At 68.8% G+C, this 25,137-nt stretch carries 18 protein-coding genes; 7 read left to right on the forward strand and 11 right to left on the reverse strand.

Annotated features, from left to right (window positions below):
* Positions 1-54 precede the first annotated feature (54 nt).
* Positions 55-1,191 carry a 4-hydroxybutyrate dehydrogenase gene (gene gbd / locus G4D77_RS02040; RefSeq protein ID WP_016446813.1) on the forward strand — a complete coding sequence of 379 codons (1,137 nt, stop codon included), beginning with the start codon at positions 55-57 and terminating at the stop codon, positions 1,189-1,191.
* 25 nt (positions 1,192-1,216) lie between these two features.
* On the opposite strand, the gene G4D77_RS02045 is transcribed toward gbd, so the two are convergent.
* From G4D77_RS02045 to G4D77_RS02055, 3 genes are all read right to left on the reverse strand, one after another.
* Positions 1,217-3,784 (reverse strand): AI-2E family transporter, encoded by a 2,568-nt coding sequence (locus G4D77_RS02045; RefSeq protein WP_154834479.1) that lies wholly within the window; start codon positions 3,782-3,784, stop codon positions 1,217-1,219.
* A gap of 158 nt (positions 3,785-3,942) precedes the next feature.
* Positions 3,943-4,812: a sensor histidine kinase gene (locus G4D77_RS02050; protein ID WP_227740768.1), complete on the reverse strand. Its 870-nt coding sequence runs from the start codon at positions 4,810-4,812 to the stop codon at positions 3,943-3,945.
* Between the two features lie 60 nt (positions 4,813-4,872).
* On the reverse strand, positions 4,873-5,652 hold the full coding sequence (locus G4D77_RS02055) for a LuxR C-terminal-related transcriptional regulator (RefSeq protein ID WP_016446810.1): 780 nt from the start codon (positions 5,650-5,652) through the stop codon (positions 4,873-4,875).
* 672 nt (positions 5,653-6,324) lie between these two features.
* Here G4D77_RS02055 and G4D77_RS02060 point away from each other — a divergent pair.
* The 4 genes from G4D77_RS02060 (at position 6,325) to G4D77_RS02075 (ending at position 10,482) form a co-directional block, all read left to right on the forward strand.
* Positions 6,325-6,786, forward strand: coding sequence for a hypothetical protein (locus tag G4D77_RS02060; protein ID WP_016446809.1), 462 nt, complete (start codon positions 6,325-6,327; stop codon positions 6,784-6,786).
* A 98-nt stretch (positions 6,787-6,884) separates the two neighbouring features.
* Entirely contained in the window at positions 6,885-7,310 is a 426-nt protein-coding gene (locus tag G4D77_RS02065; protein ID WP_016446808.1) for a hypothetical protein, read from the forward strand.
* Between the two features lie 242 nt (positions 7,311-7,552).
* Positions 7,553-9,190, forward strand: coding sequence for a DUF4384 domain-containing protein (locus G4D77_RS02070; protein WP_016446807.1), 1,638 nt, complete (start codon positions 7,553-7,555; stop codon positions 9,188-9,190).
* Between the two features lie 47 nt (positions 9,191-9,237).
* Positions 9,238-10,482, forward strand: coding sequence for an SEL1-like repeat protein (locus G4D77_RS02075; protein ID WP_154834480.1), 1,245 nt, complete (start codon positions 9,238-9,240; stop codon positions 10,480-10,482).
* A 15-nt stretch (positions 10,483-10,497) separates the two neighbouring features.
* Here G4D77_RS02075 and G4D77_RS02080 read toward each other — a convergent pair whose 3' ends face one another.
* Positions 10,498-11,337 carry an HDOD domain-containing protein gene (locus tag G4D77_RS02080; RefSeq protein WP_016446805.1) on the reverse strand — a complete coding sequence of 280 codons (840 nt, stop codon included), beginning with the start codon at positions 11,335-11,337 and terminating at the stop codon, positions 10,498-10,500.
* 28 nt (positions 11,338-11,365) lie between these two features.
* Positions 11,366-13,717 carry a Tex family protein gene (locus G4D77_RS02085; RefSeq protein WP_133073648.1) on the reverse strand — a complete coding sequence of 784 codons (2,352 nt, stop codon included), beginning with the start codon at positions 13,715-13,717 and terminating at the stop codon, positions 11,366-11,368.
* A 205-nt stretch (positions 13,718-13,922) separates the two neighbouring features.
* Here G4D77_RS02085 and G4D77_RS02090 point away from each other — a divergent pair, with 205 nt between their 5' ends.
* Positions 13,923-15,005: a DUF72 domain-containing protein gene (locus G4D77_RS02090; RefSeq protein WP_016452869.1), complete on the forward strand. Its 1,083-nt coding sequence runs from the start codon at positions 13,923-13,925 to the stop codon at positions 15,003-15,005.
* On the opposite strand, the gene G4D77_RS02095 is transcribed toward G4D77_RS02090, so the two are convergent.
* The 6 genes from G4D77_RS02095 to G4D77_RS02120 all read right to left on the reverse strand — a co-directional run bounded on the left by G4D77_RS02095 (position 14,990) and on the right by G4D77_RS02120 (position 24,253).
* Positions 14,990-15,319: an antibiotic biosynthesis monooxygenase family protein gene (locus G4D77_RS02095; RefSeq protein WP_016446802.1), complete on the reverse strand. Its 330-nt coding sequence runs from the start codon at positions 15,317-15,319 to the stop codon at positions 14,990-14,992. The genes G4D77_RS02090 and G4D77_RS02095 overlap by 16 nt on opposite strands.
* Before the next feature lie 49 nt (positions 15,320-15,368).
* Positions 15,369-16,826: an efflux transporter outer membrane subunit gene (locus tag G4D77_RS02100; RefSeq protein WP_017407319.1), complete on the reverse strand. Its 1,458-nt coding sequence runs from the start codon at positions 16,824-16,826 to the stop codon at positions 15,369-15,371.
* An 8-nt stretch (positions 16,827-16,834) separates the two neighbouring features.
* Positions 16,835-20,023, reverse strand: a complete 3,189-nt coding sequence (locus G4D77_RS02105; protein WP_017407320.1) for an efflux RND transporter permease subunit — start codon at positions 20,021-20,023, stop codon at positions 16,835-16,837.
* A gap of 18 nt (positions 20,024-20,041) precedes the next feature.
* Positions 20,042-21,421 carry an efflux RND transporter periplasmic adaptor subunit gene (locus G4D77_RS02110; RefSeq protein ID WP_047327662.1) on the reverse strand — a complete coding sequence of 460 codons (1,380 nt, stop codon included), beginning with the start codon at positions 21,419-21,421 and terminating at the stop codon, positions 20,042-20,044.
* Positions 21,422-21,587: 166 nt separating this feature from the next.
* Entirely contained in the window at positions 21,588-23,015 is a 1,428-nt protein-coding gene (locus G4D77_RS02115) for an MFS transporter (RefSeq protein ID WP_154834481.1), read from the reverse strand.
* The gene (locus tag G4D77_RS02120) at positions 23,012-24,253 is read right to left on the reverse strand and encodes a multidrug effflux MFS transporter (RefSeq protein WP_016446797.1); all 1,242 of its coding nucleotides are present in this window, start codon (positions 24,251-24,253) and stop codon (positions 23,012-23,014) included. Before G4D77_RS02120 ends, G4D77_RS02115 begins: the two co-directional genes overlap by 4 nt.
* Positions 24,254-24,436: 183 nt before the next feature.
* Here G4D77_RS02120 and G4D77_RS02125 point away from each other — a divergent pair, with 183 nt between their 5' ends.
* Positions 24,437-25,135 carry an Lcl C-terminal domain-containing protein gene (locus G4D77_RS02125; RefSeq protein ID WP_154834482.1) on the forward strand — a complete coding sequence of 233 codons (699 nt, stop codon included), beginning with the start codon at positions 24,437-24,439 and terminating at the stop codon, positions 25,133-25,135.
* Positions 25,136-25,137: the final 2 nt, after the last annotated feature.

The raw sequence follows: 25,137 nt of genomic DNA on the forward strand, positions 1-25,137 counted from the left end.
CACTCCCCCTGATCCACACCACGGGCCGCAGCGGCCCGCAACGAGTCACCGACCATGGCTTTCATCAACTACGTCACCCAGATCCAGTTTGACTTCGGCGCCGTGCGCCTGTTGCGCCAGGAGTGCGAGCGCGTGGGCATCACGCGGCCGCTGATCGTCACCGACCAGGGCGTCAAGGCGGCCGGCGTGCTGCAAAAGGCGCTGGATGGGCTGGGCGACATGCCGCACGCAGTGTTCGACCAGACGCCCTCCAACCCCACCGAGGCCGCCGTGCGTGCGGCCGCTGCGATCTACCAGGAGCAGCGCTGCGACGGCCTGATCGCCGTGGGCGGCGGCAGCGCCATCGACTGCGCCAAGGGCGTGGCGATTGCGGCCACGCACGAAGGGCCGCTGTCGCACTACGCCACCATCGAGGGCGGCTCGCCGCGCATCACCGAGCGCGTGGCACCGCTGATTGCCGTGCCCACCACCAGCGGCACGGGCAGCGAGGTGGCGCGCGGCGCCATCATCATCGTGGACGACCACCGCAAGCTGGGCTTTCACAGCTGGCACCTGGTGCCGCGCGCCGCCATCTGCGATCCGGAACTGACCTACGGCCTGCCCGCCATGCTGACGGCCGCCACGGGCATGGACGCCATCGCCCACTGCATGGAAACCTTCATGGCAGCCGCCTTCAATCCGCCTGCCGACGGCATTGCGCTGGACGGCCTCACGCGCGGCTGGGCGCACATAGAACGCGCCACCCGCAATGGCCAGGACGCCGAGGCACGCCGCCAGCTGATGAGCGCCAGCATGCAGGGCGCCATGGCCTTCCAGAAGGGTCTGGGCTGCGTGCACAGCCTCAGCCACAGCCTGGGCGGCGTGAACCCGCGCCTGCACCACGGCACGCTCAACGCCATGTTCCTGCCCGCCGTGGTGCGCTTCAATGCCGAGGCCGAGAGCGTGCGCGCCGAACAGCGCCTGCAGCGAATGGCCCACGCCATGGGTCTGGCCTCGGGCAGCGACATTCCCGAAGCCATACGCGACATGAACGCCCGCCTGGGCCTGCCCACGGGCCTGGCCGCCATGGGCGTGGAGCGCGCCCAGTTCGCGGCCGTGATCGGCGGGGCGCTCAAGGACCATTGCCACGGCACCAACCCGCGCCTGGCCAGCGCCGACGACTACGAGCAGATGCTGGCCACCTCGCTGTGAGCCGCCGTAGCCGCTGTGAGCGGGCTCAGTGGCCGGGCGGTGACTGCTCCGGTGACTGGGCCGGTGGCGGCGCCGGTACAGACGCGGGAGCCGGCGCCGGCGCTGCGCCGCTTTCCATCATGCGGCGCACTTCCACGGTCTGCATCAGCTGCTCGGCCATGACGGCCAGCAGCTCCAGATCTGCCGGCGAGACCTCGCGCGGTGCGTCGTCCATGATGCAGAAGCTGCCCAGCACCGCACCGTGGCGGTTCCTGAGCGGCACGCCTGCGTAAAAGCGCAGCCGCATGGCCTGCAGTGCGGGGTTGCCGGCAAACCGGGGGTCGCGCGCTGCGTCGTGCACCACCAGGGGCTCGCCGCCGTGCACCACATACGAGCAGATGGACTGACCGCGCGGCATCCCGGCCGATGCGGGGTCGCCCTGGTCCGCCACCAGCAGGCTGCCGGGCGTGTGCACGCGGTCGGCATCGACCCATGAGACCTGGGCCCATTTCACGTCGAAGGCATTGGCGGCCTGCTGGGCTGCCTCGTGGTACAGCGGCGGCAGGCCGGGCCCGAGCACGCCGCTGTCGCGCAGCTGGCGCACGCGCTGCTCATCGTCATCGGGAATGGGCGCGGCCAGGCCCTGGCCTGCCGCGTCGGGCAGGCGCAAGGCGTCCACCCACAACTGCAGCTCGCGCAGGCTGGACACGCAGGCGGCGGCGCCGCAGCGGCGCGCGAACTCGGGGTCGGACACCACGGCCGGCGCATTCCACAGCGCCAGCACCACGCGCAGATGCGGCCAGTGGCGGCGCACCCGCCGCATGATCTGGCGCGCCACGGTCTGGGGCTGGGCGCTGAAGACCGAGAGCACCAGCAATTGCGCCTCGGCAAGGGCCTGTGCGCCTGCATGGCCCTGCGGCAGGCCGCCGCCCTCGCCCTGCCCCAGCTGGCGCCATTGCGGATCGGCCGCCAGCGCCCAGTCCGAGCAGCTGACCACGTGGCCGCGCAGCGCCTCGCTGTGCGCCACCATGGCCGCTGCCAGGGCATCGACCTCCCAGCGCGCGCCCACGCAATGGATGCGCAGGGCCCGCGAGGACAGGTCTGCGGGCGCGGGATGGCTTTCCCGCAGCTCCTCGACCAAGGCATCCATGCCGCTGGACAGGCGCAGCCGGTGCTCGGCCGTGGCCGACTCCAGGTGCTGCTGGGTGGCCAGGCGCAGCGCGGGGATCGCCACCTCGTCATAGAAGCCGGCCACTGCGGCCGAGCGTTCGTCCGCCGAGGCCCGCGCCGGCAGCCTTGCGTCCACCAGTTCATGCGCCAGCGTGACCGCATCTTCCACATCGTCGGCCAGCAGGCGCTGGTACAGCCGCTGGGCCGGACCCAGCACGGGGGAGCTGCCCAGCAGCACCTCCATGAACTGCAGCGCCGGTATGTAGCGGCCCAGCACCAGCAGGCAGACCGTGAGCGGCGTGGACAGGATCAGCCCTATCGGCCCCCACAGCGCCGTCCAGAAGGTCGCGGCCGCAATGATGGACAGCGTGGACAGGCCCGTGCTGCTGCCATACAGCCAGGGCTCGATGAGGTTGTTGCTGATCAGCTCCAGCGCCATGATCAGCCCCAGCGTCATCAGCAGCATCTGCCAGCCCGGATCCACCGCAAAGGCCAGCGCCAGCGGGAAGGCGGCAGAGATCATGGCGCCCACATAGGGAACGAACCGCATGATGGCCGCCAGCACCCCCCAGAGAATGGCGCCCGGCACGCCGATGAACCACAGCCCCGCCGCCATGGGCAGTCCATAGGTGATGTTGACCACGAACTGCATGCGCAGGTACTTGCCTATGCGCTGCGAGGCCTCGTCCAGCGCGTCGGTGGCCACATGCAGGTTGCCGCCCATCAGGCGCAGCAGCCGGTCGCGCAGGTCATCGCGGTCCAGCAGGATGAGGATCACGAACAGCAGCACGATGCCGGCCGTGGTCACGGGCTCGGCCACTCGGCCCAGCCACTGCAGCATGCGCGCCGTGGGCTTTTGCTCGGGCGACTGGATCTCCACCTTCTGCACGCGGGGCGTGGTGGCGCCGCGGGAGATCTCACGCTCCACCGTGTCATAGGTGCGCAGGGCGCCGTCCCAGGCGCTGGGCATGTTGGCATTCCTGCGCAGGCTGCGCAGCTTGTCGCGGATGGTGCTCTGGTAGGTGGGCAGGTCGGCGCTGAGCTGCTGCACCTGGCTGCCCAGATAGGTACCCATTCCGGCCAGCGTTGCCAGTGCCATGACCACCACCAGCAGCGTCGCCGCCATGCGCGGCAGGCCCCAGCGCCTGAGCCGGGAGACCGCAGGATCGAGCAAAAAGCCGAACAGCAGCGCCAGGGCCAGCGGAATCAGCAGTCCCTGCCCGAAATACAGACCCGCGATGATGATGCTGGCCACCAGCAGGCCGGTGAGCAGGCGCAGCGCAGGCACCATGTCGGCCAGCTGTGCCAGGCCCGGCAGGGCCGAACGCACGCTGCGTGCGAAAGCCGCGTCGGCAGCGGCCGCGTTGCCGGCCGCATCGGCTGCGGCGTTCTCAGCGCCTGGTTTTCTGGAAGGCGCTGGTGTGAGGTCGGGATGTGGATTCATGGGGGGACAGGCATCAGGGCTTGGATACGTGCGTGGATGCTGCCGCACTTGCGCCCATCGTGGGATTGCACAGCGCGCTGCGGGCCGGCCCTGTCAGCGGGCACCGCAATCGCTGGAACTCCGCCGCCGCCGCTGCCACAGCGCGCCAGCTCACCAGCTCACCAGCGCACACGCACCACCGTGCCGCCGCCAGCACGCGGCGCCAGGTCCAGCGTAGCCCCTATGGCGTGGGCACGGCGGTGCATGCCTGCCAGGCCCATGCCCTGCGCCTCATCGGGTGTACGGGGCGGCAGGCCGCGGCCGTCGTCTTCCACGCGCAACTCCCAGCGCAGCTCGCGGCGCGCGCCGGGATGGGCGCCGTTCGCCCGCGCAATACCCGGCTCCAGGGGCTGCAGCACCAGCCACAGCGTGCTGGCCTGTGCGTGCTGCAGCACATTGCTCACGGCCTCCTGGGTGATGGCAAGCAGGTGCTGGGACGACTGGCCTCGAGGAAGATCGGGCAGATCGGGCAGGCCCGGCTCGGACTGCGGATCGGCCACGCTCCAGCGGATCTGCATGCCACGGCGGTCCAGCACGGGCTGCAGCCGGTGGCGCAGGCGCGCCAGGCGCACGGGCAATGCGTCCTCCACGGCGTCCATGGCGTCCACCAGCAGGCGCAGGTCCAGCAAGGCCTGCTCCAGCAACTCCTGCGCCTGGCGCTGCCGGGTTTCGCTCGGCTCCAGCAAGGCCATGGCATTCACCAGAAGGCCGCCCACGCCGTCGTGCAGATCGGCGGCAATGCGCCGGCGCTCGGCCTGCACCTCACGCGAGGGCCGGGGGCTGCGCCTGCGCCGCCACAGCAGCAGCCTGCGCAGGCGCGAGGCACCCATCGCACACAGCAAGGCCGTCAAGACCAGCAGGGACAGGCTGCACAGGCGAAGCCACAGCGGAGCCTGGTCGCCCTGCTGCCAAAGCCAGGCGCAAAGCGCCAGCATCTGCAGCAGGCCCAGTGCCAGGCAGACTGCCAATGCGCGAAGGGAGTCCTTCATGGCCATGCGGTGGGAAGCGGCGGCGGGGCGGTCCGCACGGGCCCCTGCGCCGCCAGCCAATCAGAACAGGCCGCGCAGCGATGCAAAGCGCACCGCCTGGGCGCGTGTGCGCACCTGCAGCTTGCGGTAGATGTTCTTGATGTGCGTGTTGACCGTCATGGCGCTGATCATCAGGCGCGAGCCGATCTCGGCGCTGGTGTAGCCGCTGGCGACCATGCGCAGCACCTCGCGCTCGCGGGTGGACAGGCGGTCCGCCTCGTCGGGCGAGCGGCGCTTGGGCTCGGCGCCCTGGGTCTTGTCGAAGCGCTGCAGCAACCTGCGCGCCAGGCTGGGAGTGACGGATGCGCCGCCATTGGCCACCTGCAGCACGGCCTGCGGGTAGTTGCCGAACCAGGAGTTCTTGACGAGGTAGCCCGTGGCACCCAGCTCGAAGGCGCGCAGCACCTGCTCGTCGTTTTCCATCACGGAGATGATGACGGCCTCGGCCGTGGGCCGCACGGTCTTCATCATGTCCAGCAGCTCGAAGCCCTCGCCGTCGCCCAGGTTCAGGTCGACCAGCATCACGTCGAACTCGTGCTGGCGAATGGCCTTGCGCCCCTCTCGAACACTTCCGGCCTGGGCCACGACCAGGGTGCGCGGGTCGTTCATGATTTCCTGGGCAATGACCATGCGGATGTGGGCATCGTCATCGACCAGCAGCACGCGCACGGGCTTGTCGGGCTGGCCGGCCAGATAGTCTGGCCACATGGCGGAACTCAGGCCCGTGCCCAGCATGGCCTGGGCGCGCGAGGAATCGGCGATCAGGGGACGGGCATCGGCGGGAACGTCGGATGGATTCATGCTGTTCTCCTCAAATGTCACGTCATGTATATGACGCAACCGATCACATACGCGCCTTTCACATTAAGAGAAATCGCCACCGATATCCACAATCTTTGACGAAGTTTGTGAAAGATTGCGTAGCTTGCAAATTAACACATTTGTGTGAGAAGCCGGGTCCGTACTTTCTTGATCACCTGACCGGCAGGCCTGTCGGGCCTGGCAGGCCATGCCCTTGCGGATGCCCGCCATCCTCCCCTGGATCCGGGCCCATGACAGCCGCCGGTCCAACGCCTTCCTCCTGCGCCTGCACCGAGCGTATGCAATTCGATACACCAGGTTGTCTGGATGGCCCCATGCCCGCCGGATCAACGGCCTGAAGCGAAGCTGCAACTGCAAATTTTCTGTCGTTACACCTTGAAACTACCCAACTCCATTCACCTCCCCATGCCGCTGCTTTAACGCGATGCAGCCCGCCAGCCAAAGGTTTGGACGGGTAAGTACCCGCCAGGTGGCTCAGCGCTCACGGCTACCCCGTACAAGAGATGGAACGGCAGGGGCACCCCAAGCACATTGGAGTCCAGACAACGAGCTGGGGTCCAGGGAGACAAGGCCGGAAACCTCCGCAAAGTGTCTGAAAAACGGGTGCTTACACACCTCTTCCTGATAGTCCGATCCTTCCAAGGAGCCATCATGAAATCGCTTGCAATTCTTTCCCTGTGCCTGATCGCAACCGCCGCCATGGCAGATCAAGACAACCGCTACAGCAGCAGCTCCAAGATCGAAATCGACGGACCCAGCGTCCAGGTCACGGTGCTGAACAGAAGCGGGGTGCTGAACATGGCAACGGGTGGCGGCAAGGCCTCCCAGAATCTGGCCAGCAATGCGGGCAATGTGTCCATCGACAACGGCGGCAGCTCTCTGCAGATCGTGGCAGCCTCGGGAACCGGCATCATGAACGTCGCCAATGGCTGGGGCGCCGTGGCCGTCAACAACCTCGCCTCCAACTACGGCGAAGTCGACGTGAATGACCTGTCGATTCAGGTCGTGGCGGCCAAGAACTCTGGCATCGTCAACTATGCCGGCAACGGCTCCACCGCAGTGCAGAACATCTCCAGCAACAACGGCTGCGTGACCTGCTACAACAATCGCTGAGCCTGGCTGCCGGGTGAAGGCAACTGCCGGACGGCCCCCAGCCAACCGGCATAGCCTTCCCGGCACCGACCCAGCCCTCCGCACCAGGAGAGCCCACCATGCATAACGCCGCCATTCTCTGCTCGGCTGCCCTGTTGGCCTGGCTCGCCCTCGGAGCGTCCTCCATCCACGCAGCCGCTCCGGGCGAAGACCCGGTGGTACTGAACAAGCCCGTGGACTATCTGAGGCTGCCGACGGCCAAGCCCACGACATCGACGGGGCTGGAAACCGTGACCGACATACCCATCAACATCAAGGCCAAGATAGCGCGCTATGAAGCCATGTCGATGAACAATGCTCCGGGCGTCGCCACAGATGCCGACGTGGTGACCACCACCACGATGAGCAGTGCCGGCATGAAGCGCACCTGCACGCAGGACATTGCCAGCAATACCAACGCAAGCGCATTCAATCGCTACGGGCCACAGACCACCAAGGACCAGATCGTGGTTCTCAAGGGTGATCTGGTCAACGTCTGCCGATAGCGCGGCCGGCGGCCAGCCATCGGGCTGTGGGCCGCCCCGCCACTCTCGTCCCATATTTCCGGCGCCGGCGCCTGTGCGCGCCTGTGCCCTGGCTCGCCGTTTTCCAGCAGAGGTCCATCATGCGCAACAGCCTCCCATCGCCAGGACTTCCCCGCCACGATGCCGCGCCCCGGCCGGCAGACAGCGGCCACGCGGACTACCGAGGGGCTTGGCGCCAGCGATGGTCTGGCAGACAGGGCTGCATGCGTGTTGTCGCCAGCGCCGTTTCAGCCTCCATCGTGCTGCTGTCGGGTTGCGCGCCGCTGGATGCGCGCAAGGATTCCAAATACCTGGAAAAAGTCTATGCAGCCGACCGCCCGGTGGTGCGGCCGGTGCGCTCCATATCGAGCTTCTCCGATTCGCTGATGTGCATGGACAGGATGTTCCGCAACAGTCACATGCCCACGGTGCTGATCACCAGCAAGCAGTTGCCCGACTACACGGGCCGCGTGGCCGTGGCCGCCAAGGAGATGGTGGTCACCGCCCTGTCCCAGATGTCGCGCGTCAGCAGCGCCTTCCGCTACGTGGACTATGAGGTGGACATCGCCCGCCAGGACACGGTGCAGAACCTCACCACCATCTTGCTCAACAACAACCAGATCCAGCTGCAGCGCCCGGCCCTGTATGTGTCGGGCGCCGTGTCCTTCATGGACCAGAACGTGCTGCGCAACAACGTGGACATAGGCACCAGCGCCTCGCGCCTGGAAACCGGCTACAGCGCCAACCGCAGCGGCGCCGTGCTGGGCATGGAGCTGCACCTGGGCGACTTCCGCACGCGCACCATCATTCCAGGCCTGGATTCGGCCAACGAAGTCGTCATCGGCAACGGCAGCCAGGGTCTGGATCTGGCCGGCCGCATCGGCTCCTACGGCGTGCAGTTCAGCGTGGGCCGCGACTATGCCCAGGGCTCGGGCCCGGCCGTGCGCACGCTGGTCGAGCTGGGCATGATCGAACTGCTGGGCAAATGGTCACGCCTGCCCTACTGGCAGTGCCTGACGCTGGACCAGACCCATCCCGACTTCCAGCGCCAGCTGCGCGATTGGTATGAGGAGGGCGGGGCCGGCATCCACCAGGAGCTGGTGCGCCAGTCGCTGATCAGCAAGGGCTATCTGCCTCCCGACGCACCGGCCTTCACCGCAGGCAACCCGCAGTGGCGCGAGGCCATAGGGCGCTTCCAGGCCGACAGCGGCATGGTGGTCAATGGCGTGGTGGACTTCAGCACCTACGAGCGCGCACTGCGAGACTTCGTGGCCGTCAGCGCCGATGGACACATGACGCGCATCGGCTGGAACACCAAGAGCGCGGCACCGGTCACCACCGCCGCCGAGAACGTGGCCGTGGCCACGGGCGACTACCGCTACGGCGCCCCCGCGCCCGACCGCAAGCTGGACCTGTGGCTGGAGAACATCACGCCCACGCGCACCTCCTTCGAGACGGGTGAGCAACTGTTCCTGTCCGCCACCGTGTCGCGCGCCTCTTATCTGTCGTGCTTCATGGCGGGTGCCGACGGCGAGGTGGTAAGGCTCTTGCCCAACGATGTGAACCGCTCGGGCTGGATCACGGCCGCCCAGTCCGTGCGCCTGCCCGACTGGATGAGCCCCAACCCCGGCTATGTGATCAATGCCGGCCCGGCAGGCAAGGAAGGCGTGGCCTGCTTTGCCACCGAGCAGAACATGAGCGACAAGCTGCCCCAACTGCTGCAGAACAAGGCCTTCATCGCCATCCCGGGCATGCGCACACTGGAGGATGTCAACCAGGCCATGGCTAGCGGACTGGGCGCCGACCAGTACACAGGCATGGCCCGCTTCTGGCAAGTGGTTCCGGCCCAGGCCAAGCGCTGATGCGCCTGACAACCGCCCCGTCCACGAACCCACCGGAGGCACACGCCATGCCGTCCCACGCCCACGAACCGCTGTGCGCCGCCCGTGCGCAGCGGCTCGCAACTGCGCTGCGGTTGTCCGTCAGGCTCGTGCTGGCGGGCCTGCTGGTCCTGCCGCCCGGCGTGACGCCCGCCATGCCGGCGCATGTGCAGGCTGCCGCACGCTTCACGCCGGTGGCCCCCATCCGGGTGGCAACCACCGGCCTGTTCAGCGCACAGCCCGGCACCAGCAATATCTCATCCACCTCCGACACCGCCCAGCAACGGGCCCTGTCCCAGCTGCGCAGCCGCGCCGAAGGCAAGGGCGTGAGCCTGGCCACGCAGCGCGAGGCGCAATGGGTGATGGGCCTGCTGGCACTGCATGGCATTGCCATGGCGCAGGACGGGCCGCAGGCCAGGCAATGGTTCGAGCGCGCGCAGCGCGCCGGCCATCCGCTGGCCAGCGCAGGACTGGCCTGGTGCGCCATGGACGGCTGCGGCCAGCCGCCCGACCCACCGGCCGCAAGACCCTGGATCGCCCAGCTGGCCAAGACCGACCCGGCCCGCGCCCAGTACCTGGAATGGCTGCTGGCCCGGCGCCTGGCGCCGCTGTCCACGGCCGAGCCCGTGGGCGAGGCCTTGGCCGTGGCAGGCACGCCCGACCAGGAACTGCTGCAGCGCGCAGCACGTTCGGGCAGCCCTGGCGCCCAAATGGAATGGGGCCTGGCCCTGCTCGCGCAGGACGAGCCCGAGGCAGCGCTGCGCCAGTTCCGCGCGGCAGCGGCGCGCTCATCCAGCGCCGCGACCAATGCACAGATGCTGGGCGAGCGCCTGCGGCCCGCAGGCCAGCTGGTGTCGGCGCAGGGCAGCTCCACGCCTGCAGCGCAGGGACCGCAGGCCATGCAGCGCACGCCGCAGCTGAGTGGAGCGCCCAGCGAGCAGGACATCCAGGTGCGCCAGCCCGTCACGGCCCAGCAGCAATGGGAGCAGGCGCAGCGCTACCACCGCGGCGACGGCGTGCCGGCCAACTACACCGAGGCGCTGCGCCTGTACCAGCAGGCCGCATCCCACGGCCATGTGGCATCGCGTCGCATGCTGGAGCTGATCTACTCGCGCCCCGCACCGGGCGGCGGCGTGGACATCGGATGGATGCAGCAGCTGGCGCGCATAGACCCCATGACCATGCAGCCCATGGCGCCCGTCAGCCCCGCGCCCTACCGGCGCGATCCCACGCCGCTGTTCGACATGGTGCCGGCGCCCTGGCACAGGCACTGAGGCAGGAGCGAGGCGCTACAGCACCACGTCCAGGCCGGTGTCGGCCATCCAGTCCACCGGGTCCTGGCGCAGGACCATGTCGATGTCCAGGCCCAGGGCCACGCCCACTTCGCCGGGAAAGCTCACGGCCAGGGCACGCTCGTCCCACTGCGCCTCGCGCGAGCGAGCGCGCCAGGCAGCGATGTGCAGCACGCAGGCCAGCGGATCGAAGCCCGGCTGGGCCAGCGGCGCGTACAGGTGCTGCAGCGCATCGGCCAGCAGCGGCGGAAGGTTCCAGCGGCGGGCCAGGCCCGCACTGACATGGCTGTATGTGTAGCCGCACAGCCGCATTTCCAGCTCGGCGCGACGCGGGTCCAGCGGGCCGACCAGTTCGGTGATGGTGGCGGCGCGGCCGGGGTCGATCATGTGCATGGCCAGCTCCCCCAGGCCATGCATCAGCCCTGCGGCATAGGCCGCCGTGGGGCTGGCCTGCACGGTGCCGGCCAGCGCGCGCGCCACGCGGGCGGCTTCCACGCTGTAGCGCCAGAAGGCCGGCATGGCCATGCCCGGCACGGCATGGGCGCCCACGCCCAGCGGTATGCCCCGCACGATCTGGCGCAGCTGCGCGGGCGCCAGCAGGGCCAGCGCCTCGGGAATGCCGGTGACACGTCCCGCCATACCGAACACCGGGCCGTTGGCCTGGGCCAGCAGCCCGGCGGCCAGCGCAGGATCGGCTGCGAAGAGCTGGCTCAGCCGGCGCAGGCTGGGCTGCTCGGGCACCAGCTCGCGCAGCAGCAAGGCCACGATGCGCGGCTGCGCCGGCAGGGCCAGGGCCTGTGCCAACAGCGTCTGCAGGTCCAGTGCATGCGCAGCCATCGCGTTTCCTGCCTTGCCGTGCGCGGGACTACTTGCGGGTCTGCAGCTTGGCGAAGGCCGAGGCCATGGCCGATTGCTGCACCGGCTCGGGCGCACGGCGCTGCCCGCCCTGGCTGCTGCGGCCTGCGCTCTCGAAGCGGTTGTCACGGGGGCCGTCGCGGCGCGCCGGTGCCGCATCCAGCTTCATGGTCAGGCTGATGCGCTTGCGCGCCACATCGACCTCCAGCACCTTGACCTTGACGATCTGGCCGGTCTTGACCACCTCGCGCGCGTCCTCGACGAACTTGTGGCTCATCTGGCTGACGTGGACCAGGCCGTCCTGGTGCACGCCCAGGTCCACGAAGGCGCCGAACTGGGCCACGTTGCTGACCGTGCCCTCCAGCGTCATGCCTTCCTTGAGGTCCTTGATGTCCTCCACGCCGTCATTGAAACGGGCCACGACGAAGTCCGGACGCGGATCGCGGCCGGGCTTTTCCAGCTCGCCCAGGATGTCCTTGACGGTGATGGCACCGAACTGCTCGCTCACGAACTGCTCGGCCTTCAGGCCCTTGAGCACTTCGGAGCGGCCCATGAGCTGGTCCACGCTCTTGCCCGTGGTGGCAATGATGCGTTCGACCACCGGGTAGGTTTCCGGGTGCACGCCCGTCATGTCCAGCGGATTGTCGCCGCCGCGGATGCGCAGAAAGCCCGCCGCCTGCTCGAAGGTCTTGGCGCCCAGGCCGGCCACGTCCATCAGCTGCTTGCGGCTCCTGAAGGAGCCGTTGGCATCGCGCCAGCGCACCACCGACTTGGCCACGCTGCCCGACAGGCCCGAGACGCGCGACAGCAGCGGCGCCGAGGCCGTGTTCAGGTCCACGCCCACGGAGTTCACGCAGTCCTCGACCACGGCGTCGAGCTGGCGCGCCAGCTCGCTCTGGTTCACGTCGTGCTGGTACTGGCCCACGCCAATGCTCTTGGGGTCGATCTTGACCAGCTCGGCCAGCGGGTCCTGCAGGCGGCGCGCAATGCTGGCGGCACCGCGCAGGCTCACGTCCACGTCGGGCATTTCCTGCGAGGCGAACTCGCTGGCGGAATACACAGAAGCGCCAGCCTCGCTGACCACGACCTTCTCGATCTGGCGGTCGGCCTTGCTGGCGATCTTGATCAGGTCGGCGGCCAGCTTGTCGGTCTCGCGGCTGGCCGTGCCGTTGCCGATGGCGATCAGGTTGATCTGGTGCTTTTCGACCAGGCGGGCCAGCACGGCCAGGGAGCCGTCCCAGTCGCGGCGCGGCTCGTGCGGGTAGATGGTGGTGGTGTCCACCAGCTTGCCCGTGCTGTCCACCACGGCCACCTTGACGCCCGTGCGGATGCCCGGGTCCAGGCCGATGACGGCGCGCTGCCCCGCAGGGGCGGCCAGCAGCAGGTCGCGCAGGTTGTCGCCAAAGACCTTGATGGCCACCTTCTCGGCGTCTTCGCGCAGGCGCGAGAACAGGTCGCGCTCGGTGGACAGGCTGAGCTTGACGCGCCAGGTCCAGGCCACGCACTTGCGGATCAGGTCGTCGCTGGCGCGCTTGGCGTGGCTCCAGCCCAGGTGCAGGGCGATCTTGCCTTCGGCCAGGCTGGGCTGGCCGGGCTCTGGCTCCACGGGCTGGACCAGCTTGGCCTCGAGGATTTCCAGCGCGCGGCCGCGGAACACCGCCAGCGCGCGGTGCGAAGGCACGCGGCCAATGGGCTCGTCGTATTCGAAATAGTCGCGGAACTTGGCGACCTCGGGGTCGTTCTCGTTCTTGGATTCGACCTTCTTGGAGCGCAGCAGGCCGTCTTCCCACAGCCATTCGCGCAGCTTCTGCACCAGGGCCGGGTCTTCGGCCCAGCGCTCGGACAGGATGTCGCGCACACCATCGAGCACGGCCAACGTGGTCGAGAAATCGGGGCCCGGCTTGCCGTCGTCCAGGGTGGTGGCCGGCTTGCAGAAGGCCTCGGCCTCCTTGTGCGGGTCCAGCGTGGGGTCTGCAAACAGCTTGTCGGCCAGCGGCTCGATGCCGAATTCCTTGGCGATCTGTCCCTTGGTGCGGCGCTTTTGCTTGAAGGGCAGGTAGATGTCCTCCAGCTCCTGCTTGGTGGGCGCATTGGCAATGGCCAGGCGCAGCGCGTCGGTCAGCTTGCCCTGCTCGTCGATGGCCTTGAGCACCGCGCCCCGGCGGTCCTCCAGCTCGCGCAGGTAGCCCAGGCGTTCGTCGAGCTGGCGCAGCTGCGCGTCGTCCAGTCCGCCCGTGACTTCCTTGCGGTAGCGCGCGACGAACGGAACCGTGGCTCCGCCATCAAGCAATTCGACCGCGGCACCCACCTGCTGCGGCTTGACATTCAGTTCTGCGGCGATTTGGGCAATGATTTTTTGCATTCGAGAGGCGCCCCGTGGCGTGGAATCCGGAAAAGCGGCCAAGTGTGCCACACGCGATTCGGGCCGGGCCGCTCACGGCCGACCCGCAAATGCAAGCATTTCTTGCAGGCCAATGAATTCAAGGGCTTGCAAAATCAATCCACTGCCTGCTTTTGCCGGGGCCCTGCGGCAGGCAGGCACCCTCTGCCACAATCACCAGCTTCGAATGCAAGACGATCTGTTCGGTTCTCCCCCACCATCGGCCCCTGCCCCGCCGCCCGCGCCTGCCGGCCGCACACCGGCACCGCGCAAGGCCGCCGGCGCCGTGCAGCTGGCGCCCCAGGCCCTGCAATGGCAGGCGCTGGCGGACCAGCTTGCGCAGGGCCTGCGCATGGGGGTCTCCACCTGGTCCTACCCGGGCTGGGAAGGTTTGATCTGGGATGGCGCCTATGACAAAAGCGTGCTGGCCAAGAAGGGACTGGAGGCCTATGGCCGGCATCCGTTGATGCGAACGGTCTGCGTGGACCGCAGCTTCTGGAGGCCGTTGACGGCCAGCCAGTACCTGGCCTTCGCGGGCCAGGTGCCGGCCGATTTCCGCTTCGTGGTCAAGTGCCCATCCGTGGTTACCGACGCGCAGGTGCGTGACGAGGACGGCAAGGGCATGTCGCTGAACCCGGTGTTCCTTCAACCCGATCTGGCCGTCACCAGCTTCGTCGAGCCCACGCTCGAAGGGCTGGGCGAGCGGCTGGGCGTGCTGGTGTTCCAGCTCAGCCCGATGACCTGGGGCCTGCTCAGCCGCCCCACCGAACTGCTGGCGCGGCTGCAGGCCATGCTGGAGGCGGTGCGCGCGGCGCTGGCCGCCCATCCGCTGGGCGCGCAGATCATCGTGGCGGTGGAGGTGCGCGACCCGGAGCTGCTGACGCCGCAGTTGGCAGATACCCTGCGCGCCAGTGGCGCCACCTTCTGCCTGGGACTGCACGGCAAGATGCCCCCCATCGAGGAGCAACTGGTTTTTCTGCGCGGGCTGTGGCCCACCCCGCTGGTCTGCCGCTGGAACCTGAACCGCGAGTTCGGTGCCTACGGCTATCCCGATGCGCAAAAGAAGCACGACCCCTTCGACGAGATCCGCACGCCCGATGCGCACACGCGCGCCATCCTCGCCAAGACCATCGATGGCATCACCAGCCGCGGGCTGCCCGCCTTCGTGACGGTGAGCAACGATGCAGAGGGCTGCGCGCCGCGCTCCATCGCGCTGCTGGCCGAGGCCGTGGTCCAGGCGGAGGCGGCCCGGGTTCAGCGCTTGCCGTAGGCGCGCTCCACGCGGGCCACGCGCAATTCATAGTGCTCGTACCAGGCGTCCTTGCCCAGTTGCTGGGCGACCAGGTGCTCGGCATCCTGCTTCCAGCGCGCGATGGATTCGGCCGTGGACCAGTAGGACACGGTGATGCCGAAACCGTCCTCGCCGCGCGTGCTTTCCGCACCCAGGAAACCCTGCTGCTGCGCGGCCAGGTCCACCATGCGCTGGGCCATGAGGCCGTAGCCATCATCGTCGTCCGGCGTTCTGCGCGACGAGAAGATGACGGCGTAGTAAGGCGGCTCGGGGGTGTTGGCAAAGGGGCTCATCGTGGTCGGGCGGCAAGTTCTGCGGGCCCGCAGAATACACCGCCCGCGCTCAGGAATTCGCCGGCTCAGAGGCGGACGGCGCCTGCACCTGCTCGCCGCCCAGCACCTTCCACAGCGTGACGCGGTTGAGCTGCTCGGACAGGCGCAGGCCGATCAGGGTCTGCTGGGCCGTGTAGAGGCTGCGCTGCGCATCCAGCACGGTGAGGTAGTTGTCCACGCCGGCCTTGAAGCGTGCCTCGGACAGGTCGAAGGCCTTCTGCGTGGCCGCGACCATGCTGGTCTGGGCGGCCAGGCGCTCGTCCCACTGCGCGCGGTCGGCCAGCACGTCGGCGGTCTCGCGGAAGGCCGTCTGCACGGCCTTCTCGTACTGGGCGATGGCGATGCGCTGGTTGGCCTCGGCCACCTGCACGCCCGCACGGTTGCGGCCACCGTCGAAGATGGGCAGGCGCACCAGGGGGATGAAGCTCCAGGTGCTGCTGCTGCCGCCAAAGAGGCCATCGAGCTCGCGGCTGCCCGATCCCACGCTGGCCGTGAGGCTGATGGTGGGGAACATGGCTGCGCGGGCGGCGCCGATGTTGGCCTCCATGGCGCGCAGGTTGTTCTCGGCGGCCTGGATATCGGGGCGCACCAGCAGCACGCTGGAGGGCAGCGGTGCAGGCACGGGCTGCAGCGCCGCCGCAGGCTGGGCGCCGGCGCGCAGCGTGGCGGCGCCGGGCAGCAGGCTGTCGGGCAGCGGACCGCCCACCAGCAACTGCAGGGCGTTGCGGTCACGCTCCACCTGGGAGGTGAAGCTGGCCACGTCGCCGCGCGCCGTGTCCACCGTGGTCTGGTTCTGGGCCAGCACCAGGCCCGAGGTCGAACCTATCTCATGCATGCGCCGCGTCAGTTCGTAGGCCTTCTCGCGGCTGGCCAGGGTGTCGCGTGCCAGCTGCAGGCGGGCCTGGTCGGCGGCCAGCGTGAGCCAGGCGTTGGCCACGTCGGCCACCAGGCCGATCTGCACATTGCGCCGGTTCTGCTCGCTTTGCAGGAACTGCTGCAGCGCGGCCTCGCTGAGGTTGCGCACGCGGCCCCAGAGGTCGATCTCGTAGCTGGCAAAGCCCAGCTGGGCCGTGTACTGGGTGCTGACCGATGCCGCCTGCGTGGCGCTGGTCATGCCGGCGGCCGTGCGCGCACGGCTGGCCTGGGCCTGGGCGTTGACGCTGGGCAGCAGGTCGGCGCGCGTGATGCCGTACTGGGCACGCGCGCGCTCGATGTTCTCCACGGCCACGCGCAGGTCGCGGTTGTTGGCCAGGGCCAGCGCAATGACCTCGCGCAGCTGCCGGGACTGCACCCAGTCCAGCGCGGCGGCCGCCTGCAGGCTGGCCTCGTCGGCCTGTGCCGGATTGGCTGCGGTGCTGCCCACCGTGTCGGGCACGGGCATGTCCGGCGTGCGGTGCTGCGGCGCAAGATTGCAGCCGGACAGCAGGGCCGCCAGCGCGGCCGCAGCGGCGAGGGTGGAACGGTGCATTCGGCGCCTCATGCTGCGCTCTCCTTGGTGGTATGGGGTGAGTCGGTTGCCTGCTGCGGGCTTTCTTCATCCGTGCGCGAGTGGCTCTTGAACCAGCTGCGGATCAGCAGGAAGAACACCGGCACCAGGAAGATGCCCAGCACCGTGGAGGCCAGCATGCCGCCGAGCACGGCCGTGCCGATGGCATTGCGCCCGCCCGCGCCGGCACCCGTGCCGATGGCCAGCGGAATGACGCCGAAGCCGAAGGCCAGCGAGGTCATCAAAATGGGCCGCAGGCGCAGGCGCACGGCCGAGACCACGGCGTCGAAGATGCTCTTGCCCTGCTCCTGCAGCTGCACGGCAAATTCCACGATCAGGATGGCGTTCTTGGATGCCAGGCCCACCGTGGTCAGCAGGCCCACCTGGAAGTACACGTCATTGGTCAGCCCGCGCGTATAGGTGGCGGCCAGCGCGCCCACCACGCCCAGCGGCACGGCCAGCATCACGGACAGCGGCACGGTCCAGCTCTCGTACAGCGCCGCCAGGCACAGGAACACGAAGAGGATGGAGATGGCGTACAGCAGCGGCGCCTGCGCGCCCGACTGGCGCTCCTGCAGCGAGGCCCCCGTCCACTCGTAGCCTATGCCGGCCGGCAGCGTGCGCAGGATGTCCTCGACGATCTGCATGGCCGTGCCCGAGCTGACGCCCGGCGCGGCGCGGCCTTCCATTTCGTAGGCCGGGTTGCCGTTGTAGCGCATGAGCTGGGGCGAACCGTAGGCCCAATAGCTGCTGGAGAAGGCGCTGAACGGCACCATCTCGCCCTTGCCGTTGCGCACCGTCCATTTGGCGATGTCCTGGGGCAGCATGCGGTGCGGCGCATCGCCCTGGATGTAGACGCGCTTGACGCGCTCGTTGTTCAGGAAGTCGTTGACATAGGTGCCGCCCATGGCGCTGGACAGCACGCTGTTGATGTCGGTGTACGACAGGCCGAGCGCGGCGGCCTTGCGGTCGTCGATGTCCAGGCGCAGCTCGCTGGCGTCCTCCAGGTTGGTCATGCGCAGATTGGTGAGCTCGGGGCGCTTGCGGGCCTCGGTCAGGAATTTTTCCTTGGCCTGCAGCAGCGCCTGGTGGCCCAGGCCGTTCATGTCCTTGATCATGAAGTTGAAGCCCGAGCTGGAGCCCAGGCCGCGCACGGCCGGCGGCAGCATGACCAGCACGCGCGCATCGCGGATGGAGGCCAGCTCCCGGGTCGCCCGGTGCGCGATCTCGGAGGCCGACTGGCCCGGCAGCGGGCGCTCCTCCCAGGTCTTCAGCCGCACGAAGGCGCGTGCCGAGGCCTGGTCGCCGTTCAGGCCAGAGACCTGGTAGAAGCTCAGCACGTCGGGCTGCCTGGCAAAGTAGTCGCGCACCTCGTCGAGCACGCCCTGCAGCCGCGTGTCGGCCGCGCCCGAGGGCAGGTTGATGTTGACGAAGACAAAGCCCTGGTCCTCGTCGGGCAGGAAGGACGTGGGCAGGCGCGCCATCAGCAGCCAGACCACGCCGCAGACGGCCAGGAAGATCAGCATCATGCGCTTGGCGCGGCGCAGCGAGTACGCCACCGTGCCCTGGTAGCGCGCGGCCGTGGCGTCGAAATGGTGGTTGAACCAGCGGAAGAACCGGTCGTTCACCCCCAGGATGCCGCTGCGGATCGGGCGGTCATGCCCTGCCCCGCCCGCTGCGGGCGGCTTGAGCAGCGTGGCGCACAGCGCCGGCGTGAGCGTCAGCGCCACGAACACCGACAGCGCCATGGCCGCGACGATGGTGATGGAGAACTGCCGGTAGATCACGCCCGTGGAGCCGCCGAAGAAGGCCATGGGCACGAACACGGCCGACAGCGTCACGCCGATGCCCACCAGGGCTGGCGTGATCTCGCGCATGGACTGGCGCGTGGCCTGCTTGGGCGACATGCCCGTCTCGTGCATCACGCGCTCGACGTTCTCCACCACGACGATGGCATCGTCCACCAGCAGGCCGATGGCCAGCACCATGGCGAACATGGTCAGCGTATTGATCGAGTACCCGGCCAGCGACAGCACGCCGAAGGTGCCCAGCAGCACCACGGGCACGGCGATGGCGGGGATCATCGTGGCGCGGAAGTTCTGCAGGAAGATGAACATCACGATGACCACGAGGATCATGGCCTCCCCCAGCGCGCTGACCACTTCCTTGATGGAGGCGCGCACGAAGGGCGTGGAGTCCGAGCTGACGAAGTAGTCGATCTCGTTGGGAAAGAAGGGCTTGAGCTCGGCCAGCTTGGCGGCGATGGTGTCGGCCACGTTCATGGCGTTGGCACCATCGGCCAGCACGATGCCCATGCCCGCGCCCGGCAGGCCGTTGAGCTTGGCCTTGATGGTCAGGTTGTCGGCGCCCAGCTCCACGCGGGCCACGTCCTTCATGAGCACCACCGAGCCGTCCACGGACGACTTCAGGACGATGTCCTCGAACTGCTCCACCGTCTTGAGCTTGGTGCGCGCCGTGATGGTGGCGTTCAGCTGCTGGTCCGCGACGGCGGGCAGCGCGCCCAGCTGGCCGGCCGAGACCTGGGCGTTCTGCGAGTTCAGCGCATTGACCAGGTCCGACGGCATCAGCGCGTACTTCTCCATCTTGGCCGGGTCCATCCAGATGCGCATCGCATAGTTGGTGCCGAAGACGTTGACATCGCCCACGCCGTCCAGCCGGCCGATCACGTCGACCAGGTTGCTGGTGAGGTAGTCGCCGATATCGACCGCGGTCATGGCCGGGTCCTTGGAGAAGAAGCTGTAGGTGACCAGGAAGTCCTGGCCGCCCTTGTTCACGAACACGCCCCGGCTCTTGACGGCGTCGGGCAGGCGGTTCACGGCGGACTGCAGCTTGTTTTGCACCTGCACCTGGGCCACGTCGATGTTGGTGCCCGGCGCAAAGGTCAGCGTGGTGCGCGCGCGGCCCGAGGCGTCGGACGTGGAGCTCATGTAGAGCATGTTGTCGATGCCCTTGAGCTGCTGCTCGATGATCTGGGTCACCGAGTTCTCGACCGTCTCGGCCGAGGCGCCCGTGTACTGCGCGCCGATGGTCACGCGCGGCGGCGCGATGTCGGGGTATTGCTCCAGCGGCAGCGTGAAGATGGACAGCGCGCCGCCCAGCATGATGACGATGGCGATGACCCACGCGAAGATGGGCCGGTTGATGAAGAACTGAGCCATGTGACGGGTTCCTGCGGCTTACCGGGCCGCAGGGGCCGGAGCCGCTGCGGGTGCAGGAGCAGGTTCAGCGGCCGCGGAAGCCTTGTCGGCAGCGCCAGGCGCGGCCGCCGCTGCCGGGCCATCAGCGGGCTTGCCCTTGCGGGCCTGGGCCTTGGCGCGCAGGTCCACCTCCACGGCACGCACCTTGTCGCCGGGCTTGATGCGCTGGAAGCCATCGACCACCACGCGCTCGCCGGCCGACAGGCCGTCCTGCAGCAGCCACATATTGCCCACGGCGCGGTCGATGTTCACGGGCCTGCGCTCGATCACGTCGTCGGCCTTGGCCACCAGCACGCTGGCCTTGCCGGTCAGGTCGCGCGTCACCGACTGCTGGGGCACCAGCAGCGCCTCGGGCGCCAGGCCCGTGGGCAGCAGCGCCTGCACATACATGCCGGGCATGAGCAGGCCCTGCGGGTTGGGCACCACGGCGCGCAGCGTGACGCTGCCCGTGGTGGCATTGACGATCACGCCTGCAAACTGCAGCTTGCCCTGGTGGCCGTATTCCGTGCCATCGTCCAGGCGGATACGCACGGCGACCTTGTCGCCCTCCACCTTCTGGAAGCGCCCGGCATCCCAGTCGCGCTTGAGCTGCAGCAGCTCGCTGGTGGACTGGGTGAAGTCCACATACATGGGGTCCAGCTGCACGATGGAGGTCAGCGCCTCCGTCTGGTTGGCCGTCACCAGCGCGCCCGGCGTCACCGTGGACAGGCTGATGCGCCCGCTGATGGGCGCCTCGATGCGGCTGTACTTGAGGTTGATGCGCGCGGTCTCCAGATTGGCCTTGGCCACGGCCACGTCCGAGCGCGACTGGGCTGCGGCGGCCTGGCTTTCTTCAAACGCCTGCTGGCTGATGGCATCGATCTTGACCAGCTCGGCATTGCGCCGCGACGTGGCCTCCAGCGTGCGGGCGCTGGCCTCGGCCTTGGCCAGGGCCGCCTGGGCGCTGGCCTCGGTGGCGCGCAGCGAGGCCGCGTCGATCTGGTAGAGCTGCTGGCCCTGGCGCACCAGGGCGCCTTCGGTGAACAAGCGCTTTTGCACGATGCCCGAGACCTGGGGCCTCACCTCGGCGGTCAGCGAGGCGCGTGTGCGGCCCGGCAGCGTGGCCTCCAGCTGCTGGCTCTGCTTTTGCAGCGTGACCACGCCCACCTCGGGCGCAGCCTTGGCTGCGGCGGCGGGCGCTGCATCCTGCCTGGAGCAGGCGGCCAGGCTGGCGGCCAGTGCCAGCGCGCACAGCACGGCAGCACCGGGGCGCTTGCTGCGTGCAAGCGAGGCAGAAGGTTGTGCGTGCCCTGCGCCGGGCTGGGAATCGGAAGGCGCCGCAAGGCGCGTACTCGGCGAAAGAGGCACGTCAAAATTCATAGGAACAGCGAAGTCGTTGGGGGCATCGCACGATTGTGCAGTGCCCATATTTCTTGTTTGTAAAGTGGATGGCATGCCACCGCAGTCTCGTGGCAAGACCATCCAGGATGATGCAGGTGTCGGAGCGCGCCGACACATGCAAGTTCAATGCCATTTGCCGGTCTGTTCAGTGCCTTGCGGCGGGCGCCGTGCGCACGCGCAGCATGCTGAACACGCCCGCCATGGCCGCAAAGCAGCCCGCCACGGCCAGGGCCACGATTTCGGCATGGCCGCCATGCCCGCCCGAGACGGTGAAGATGGTGGCCAGCACCACGGCCCCCAGCGTCTGCCCCGTGAGCCGCGCCGAGCTCAGCATGCCGCCGGCCGCGCCGCTGCGCGCCAGCGGCGCCGAGGTCACGATGGTGTGGTTGTTGGGCGACTGGTACAGCGCAAAGCCGCTGCCCGCCAGCAGCATGCGCCAGACCATGTCCAGGGTCGAGGGCGCATCGGGCATGGCCGCCAGCGCCCACAGGCCGCAGGCGAACATGGCCATGCCGATGCCGCCCAGCAGCCCGTCCGCATAGCGGCCGATGAGCCGGCCCGCAATGGGCGCCGTCATCACCGTGGCCAGCGGCCAGGCCGTGATCAGCAGCCCGGCCTCGATGGGCGACATGCCGTGCGACTCCAGCAGCAGGAAAGGCAGGGCCAGGTAGGCCAGCATCTGCGCGCAAAAGGCGCTCACCGATCCGCACATGGACAGCGCGAACACCGGAATGCGCAGCAGGTCCACCGGCAGCAGCGGCGCAGGCAGGCGCCACTGGCGGCGCACATACCACAGCCCCACCAGCAGGCCCGCGCCCAGCAGCCACCAACCCGAAGGCAGGGACGACTGGGCACCGCCGGCGCGCATGCCCAGCTGCTCGCCGCCCAGGAAGATCAGGCTGAACATGAGGATGTTGAGCAGCACATCCAGCGGCGACAGCCGCGCGCCCGCGTGTGCCGGCACCGCATTGGCCGGCAGCGCCCGGCGTCCCAGCCACAGCGTGAACAGGCCCAGCGGCAGGTTGGCCGCAAACAGCCAGGGCCAGCTGGCCACCGACAAAATGGCCGCCGCCACCGAAGGCCCGGCCATGGATGCCGTGGCCACCACCAGCGAATTGACGGCCATGCCCCGGCCCAGCAAGGCACGCGGATAGATCAGCCGCACCAGGGCGGCATTGACGCTCATCACGCCCGCAGCGCCCAGGCCCTGCAGCGTCCGCGCAGCCACCAGCGTGGGCAGCGATGTGGCCAGCATGGCTGCCAGCGAGGCCAGGGAGAACACCAGCATGCCCACCAGATACACGCGGCGGTAGCCCAGGCGTTCGCCCAGGGCCGCCAGCGGCAGCAGCAGCACCAGGCTGGCAAGCTGGTAGGAATTGACCACCCACAGCGTATGGGCCGAGCTGGACTGCAGCTCGCGCGCCATGGCTGGCAGTGCCAGATTGACCAGGGTGCTGTCCAGCACCGACAGCGTCAGCCCCAGGATGATGACCAGCATGGCCTGGCCACGGGGGCCGGACGCAAGTCCGTCGGGTACAGGCCCACCAGCCTCTGCTGCGGGAGCCACGCTCATGAATGGCCCTTTGCACCCACGCGGTGGGCACGTGCGCCGCCCAGCGTGATCCAGGCCAGCGCCACGCCGATCAGCGCGCCCGTGGCCATGCCCACCACCATGGGCAGGGGCTTGCCCGTGGAGAACAGGCCCACGATCTGCATGGCCGCCGCACCCGACAGCATCTGCAGCGTGCCCAGCAGCGCCGAGGCCGTGCCGGCGATGGCGCCGTGCTCCTCCAGCGCCAGCACCGAGGTCGTCGGAATCACCAGCCCCATCAGCGCGCTGGCCACGAAGTACAGGCCGATCAGCACGGCCAGCCGCTCACCGCCCAGCAGGTAGTACGACAGCAGCGACAGCATCACCAGGCCCGAGCCGGTGGCCGCCACCTTGACCACGCGCACCAGGCCGAAACGCTGGCCCAGCCAGCCCGTGAACTGCGCCGCGCCGATGAAGGCGATGGCGTTGAGCCCGAAGGCCAGGCTGTACTGGGTGGAGCTGAGCCCGTAGTAGTTGATCAGCACAAAGGGAGAGCCAGCCAGGTAGACGAAAAAGCCCGCCATGGCGCAGCCGCCGATGAAGACCAGGCCCAGGTAATGCCAGTCGCGCAGCAGCACGCCGTAGGCGCGCAGTGCGCCGGCCACGCTGCTGTCCAGCCGCGCGGCGGCCCCGCGCGTTTCCTTCAGGCCCATGAACACGGCCGCCAGGCCGATCACGGCCGCCACGGCCACGGCCCAGAACACGCCGCGCCAGCTGCTGACGGCGATCACACCGCTGCCGGCCAGCGGCGCCAGGATGGGAGAGACGCTGAACACCAGCATCAGCAGCGACATCATGCGGGCCGCCGCATGGCCGGTGTGCAGGTCGCGCACCACGGCGCGCGGCACGGCCATGCCGGCGGCCGCGCCCAGGCCCTGGATGAAGCGCAGCACCACCAGCGTCTCGATGCTGGTGGCCATGGCGCAGCCCACGCTGGCCAGCGCGAACACGGTCAGGCCGAAGTACAGCGGCGGCTTGCGCCCCACCATGTCCGAGACCGGCCCGTACAGCAGCTGGCCCACGCCCAGCGAGAGGAAGAAGGCCGTCAGGCTGGCCTGCACCGCGCCCACCTGGGCGCCCAGGCTGCTGCCGATCTGGGGCAGCGCGGGCAGGTACATGTCGATGGCAAACGGGCCGATGGCCGAGAGCAGGCCCAGGATCAGCACCAGGCGCAGCGTGTGGGAATCAGGGGAAGCGGGAGAAGAAGAGGGAGAAGGCATAGACGCAGACATAGACGCGCCATTGTGGCGGCAAGCGCTGCGGGCTGCAGGGCGGTGCTCACATTTCCTGGGCAGGCAGGCCGGCGCGTGCGGCGCTGGCGGCTTGCCGTGGCACAAGTTTGCGGGGCCGCAACCCTGTTACGCTCGGATACGAGATTGCCACCACAGCAGCATAGGCACCCCATGCACTCATCCACGCCCCTCTTCCTGCCGACCCTCAACGCATTGCCAAGGCCCCTGCTCGCCGCCCTGCTGCTGGGCACGTGCATGCAGGGCCCGGCCCATGCGGCGCCGCCGCAGGCCCGCGGTGACGCCAAGGCCGGCGCCACTGCCATGCTGGAAGTGTCCGAAGACGGCCGCGACGTGATCGACCGCCGCGCCCGCCTGCTGTGGCCGCGCTGCGTGGAAGGCATGCACTGGAATGGCAAGACCTGCGCGGGCCTGCCGGAGCTGTTCACGCACAAGCAGGCGCAGGCCCTGGCCGCCGAGCGGGCCAAGCAGGACGGCGTGCGCTGGCGCCTGCCGCGCGTCAACGAGATGCGCCGGCTGATCTCGCGCGATATACGGCCGCAAGGCCTGTCGCCCGAGCTGTTCCCGGGCGCGCCGCGCGGCTGGCACTGGACGGCCACGGCAGCGGTGAACGCACGGCCCGTCAATCCCTACAACTACAGCAACATCTCGGGCAGCGCCGGTACGCAGCTGTCGGCCCAGCAGGCCTGGGCGATTGACCTCGACAGCCTGGAGACGCGGCCCGACATGGGGCGCGGCAACCAGCTCATGGTGCGGCTGGTGCGGCCCCTGCCCTCCGCGCCGCCCGATGAAAAGGCCGAGGCTCCCGCCAGGCCAGCCCCCCACAGGCCGGACCCGGACGAAGAGGACTGACG

The sequence above is a fragment of the Delftia sp. WY8 genome (assembly GCF_018437695.1).
Taxonomy (GTDB): domain Bacteria; phylum Pseudomonadota; class Gammaproteobacteria; order Burkholderiales; family Burkholderiaceae_C; genus Comamonas; species Comamonas tsuruhatensis.

What these genes read in the sequence shown, in the direction of transcription:
- gbd (WP_016446813.1), top strand. Translation starts at nt 55, where the DNA reads ATGGCTTTCATCAACTACGTCACCCAGATCCAGTTTGACTTCGGCGCC.
- G4D77_RS02045 (WP_154834479.1), bottom strand. Translation starts at nt 3,784, where the DNA reads ATGAATCCACATCCCGACCTCACACCAGCGCCTTCCAGAAAACCAGGC.
- G4D77_RS02050 (WP_227740768.1), bottom strand. Translation starts at nt 4,812, where the DNA reads ATGAAGGACTCCCTTCGCGCATTGGCAGTCTGCCTGGCACTGGGCCTG.
- G4D77_RS02055 (WP_016446810.1), bottom strand. Translation starts at nt 5,652, where the DNA reads ATGAATCCATCCGACGTTCCCGCCGATGCCCGTCCCCTGATCGCCGAT.
- G4D77_RS02060 (WP_016446809.1), top strand. Translation starts at nt 6,325, where the DNA reads ATGAAATCGCTTGCAATTCTTTCCCTGTGCCTGATCGCAACCGCCGCC.
- G4D77_RS02065 (WP_016446808.1), top strand. Translation starts at nt 6,885, where the DNA reads ATGCATAACGCCGCCATTCTCTGCTCGGCTGCCCTGTTGGCCTGGCTC.
- G4D77_RS02070 (WP_016446807.1), top strand. Translation starts at nt 7,553, where the DNA reads ATGCGTGTTGTCGCCAGCGCCGTTTCAGCCTCCATCGTGCTGCTGTCG.
- G4D77_RS02075 (WP_154834480.1), top strand. Translation starts at nt 9,238, where the DNA reads ATGCCGTCCCACGCCCACGAACCGCTGTGCGCCGCCCGTGCGCAGCGG.
- G4D77_RS02080 (WP_016446805.1), bottom strand. Translation starts at nt 11,337, where the DNA reads ATGGCTGCGCATGCACTGGACCTGCAGACGCTGTTGGCACAGGCCCTG.
- G4D77_RS02085 (WP_133073648.1), bottom strand. Translation starts at nt 13,717, where the DNA reads ATGCAAAAAATCATTGCCCAAATCGCCGCAGAACTGAATGTCAAGCCG.
- G4D77_RS02090 (WP_016452869.1), top strand. Translation starts at nt 13,923, where the DNA reads ATGCAAGACGATCTGTTCGGTTCTCCCCCACCATCGGCCCCTGCCCCG.
- G4D77_RS02095 (WP_016446802.1), bottom strand. Translation starts at nt 15,319, where the DNA reads ATGAGCCCCTTTGCCAACACCCCCGAGCCGCCTTACTACGCCGTCATC.
- G4D77_RS02100 (WP_017407319.1), bottom strand. Translation starts at nt 16,826, where the DNA reads ATGCACCGTTCCACCCTCGCCGCTGCGGCCGCGCTGGCGGCCCTGCTG.
- G4D77_RS02105 (WP_017407320.1), bottom strand. Translation starts at nt 20,023, where the DNA reads ATGGCTCAGTTCTTCATCAACCGGCCCATCTTCGCGTGGGTCATCGCC.
- G4D77_RS02110 (WP_047327662.1), bottom strand. Translation starts at nt 21,421, where the DNA reads ATGAATTTTGACGTGCCTCTTTCGCCGAGTACGCGCCTTGCGGCGCCT.
- G4D77_RS02115 (WP_154834481.1), bottom strand. Translation starts at nt 23,015, where the DNA reads ATGAGCGTGGCTCCCGCAGCAGAGGCTGGTGGGCCTGTACCCGACGGA.
- G4D77_RS02120 (WP_016446797.1), bottom strand. Translation starts at nt 24,253, where the DNA reads ATGCCTTCTCCCTCTTCTTCTCCCGCTTCCCCTGATTCCCACACGCTG.
- G4D77_RS02125 (WP_154834482.1), top strand. Translation starts at nt 24,437, where the DNA reads ATGCACTCATCCACGCCCCTCTTCCTGCCGACCCTCAACGCATTGCCA.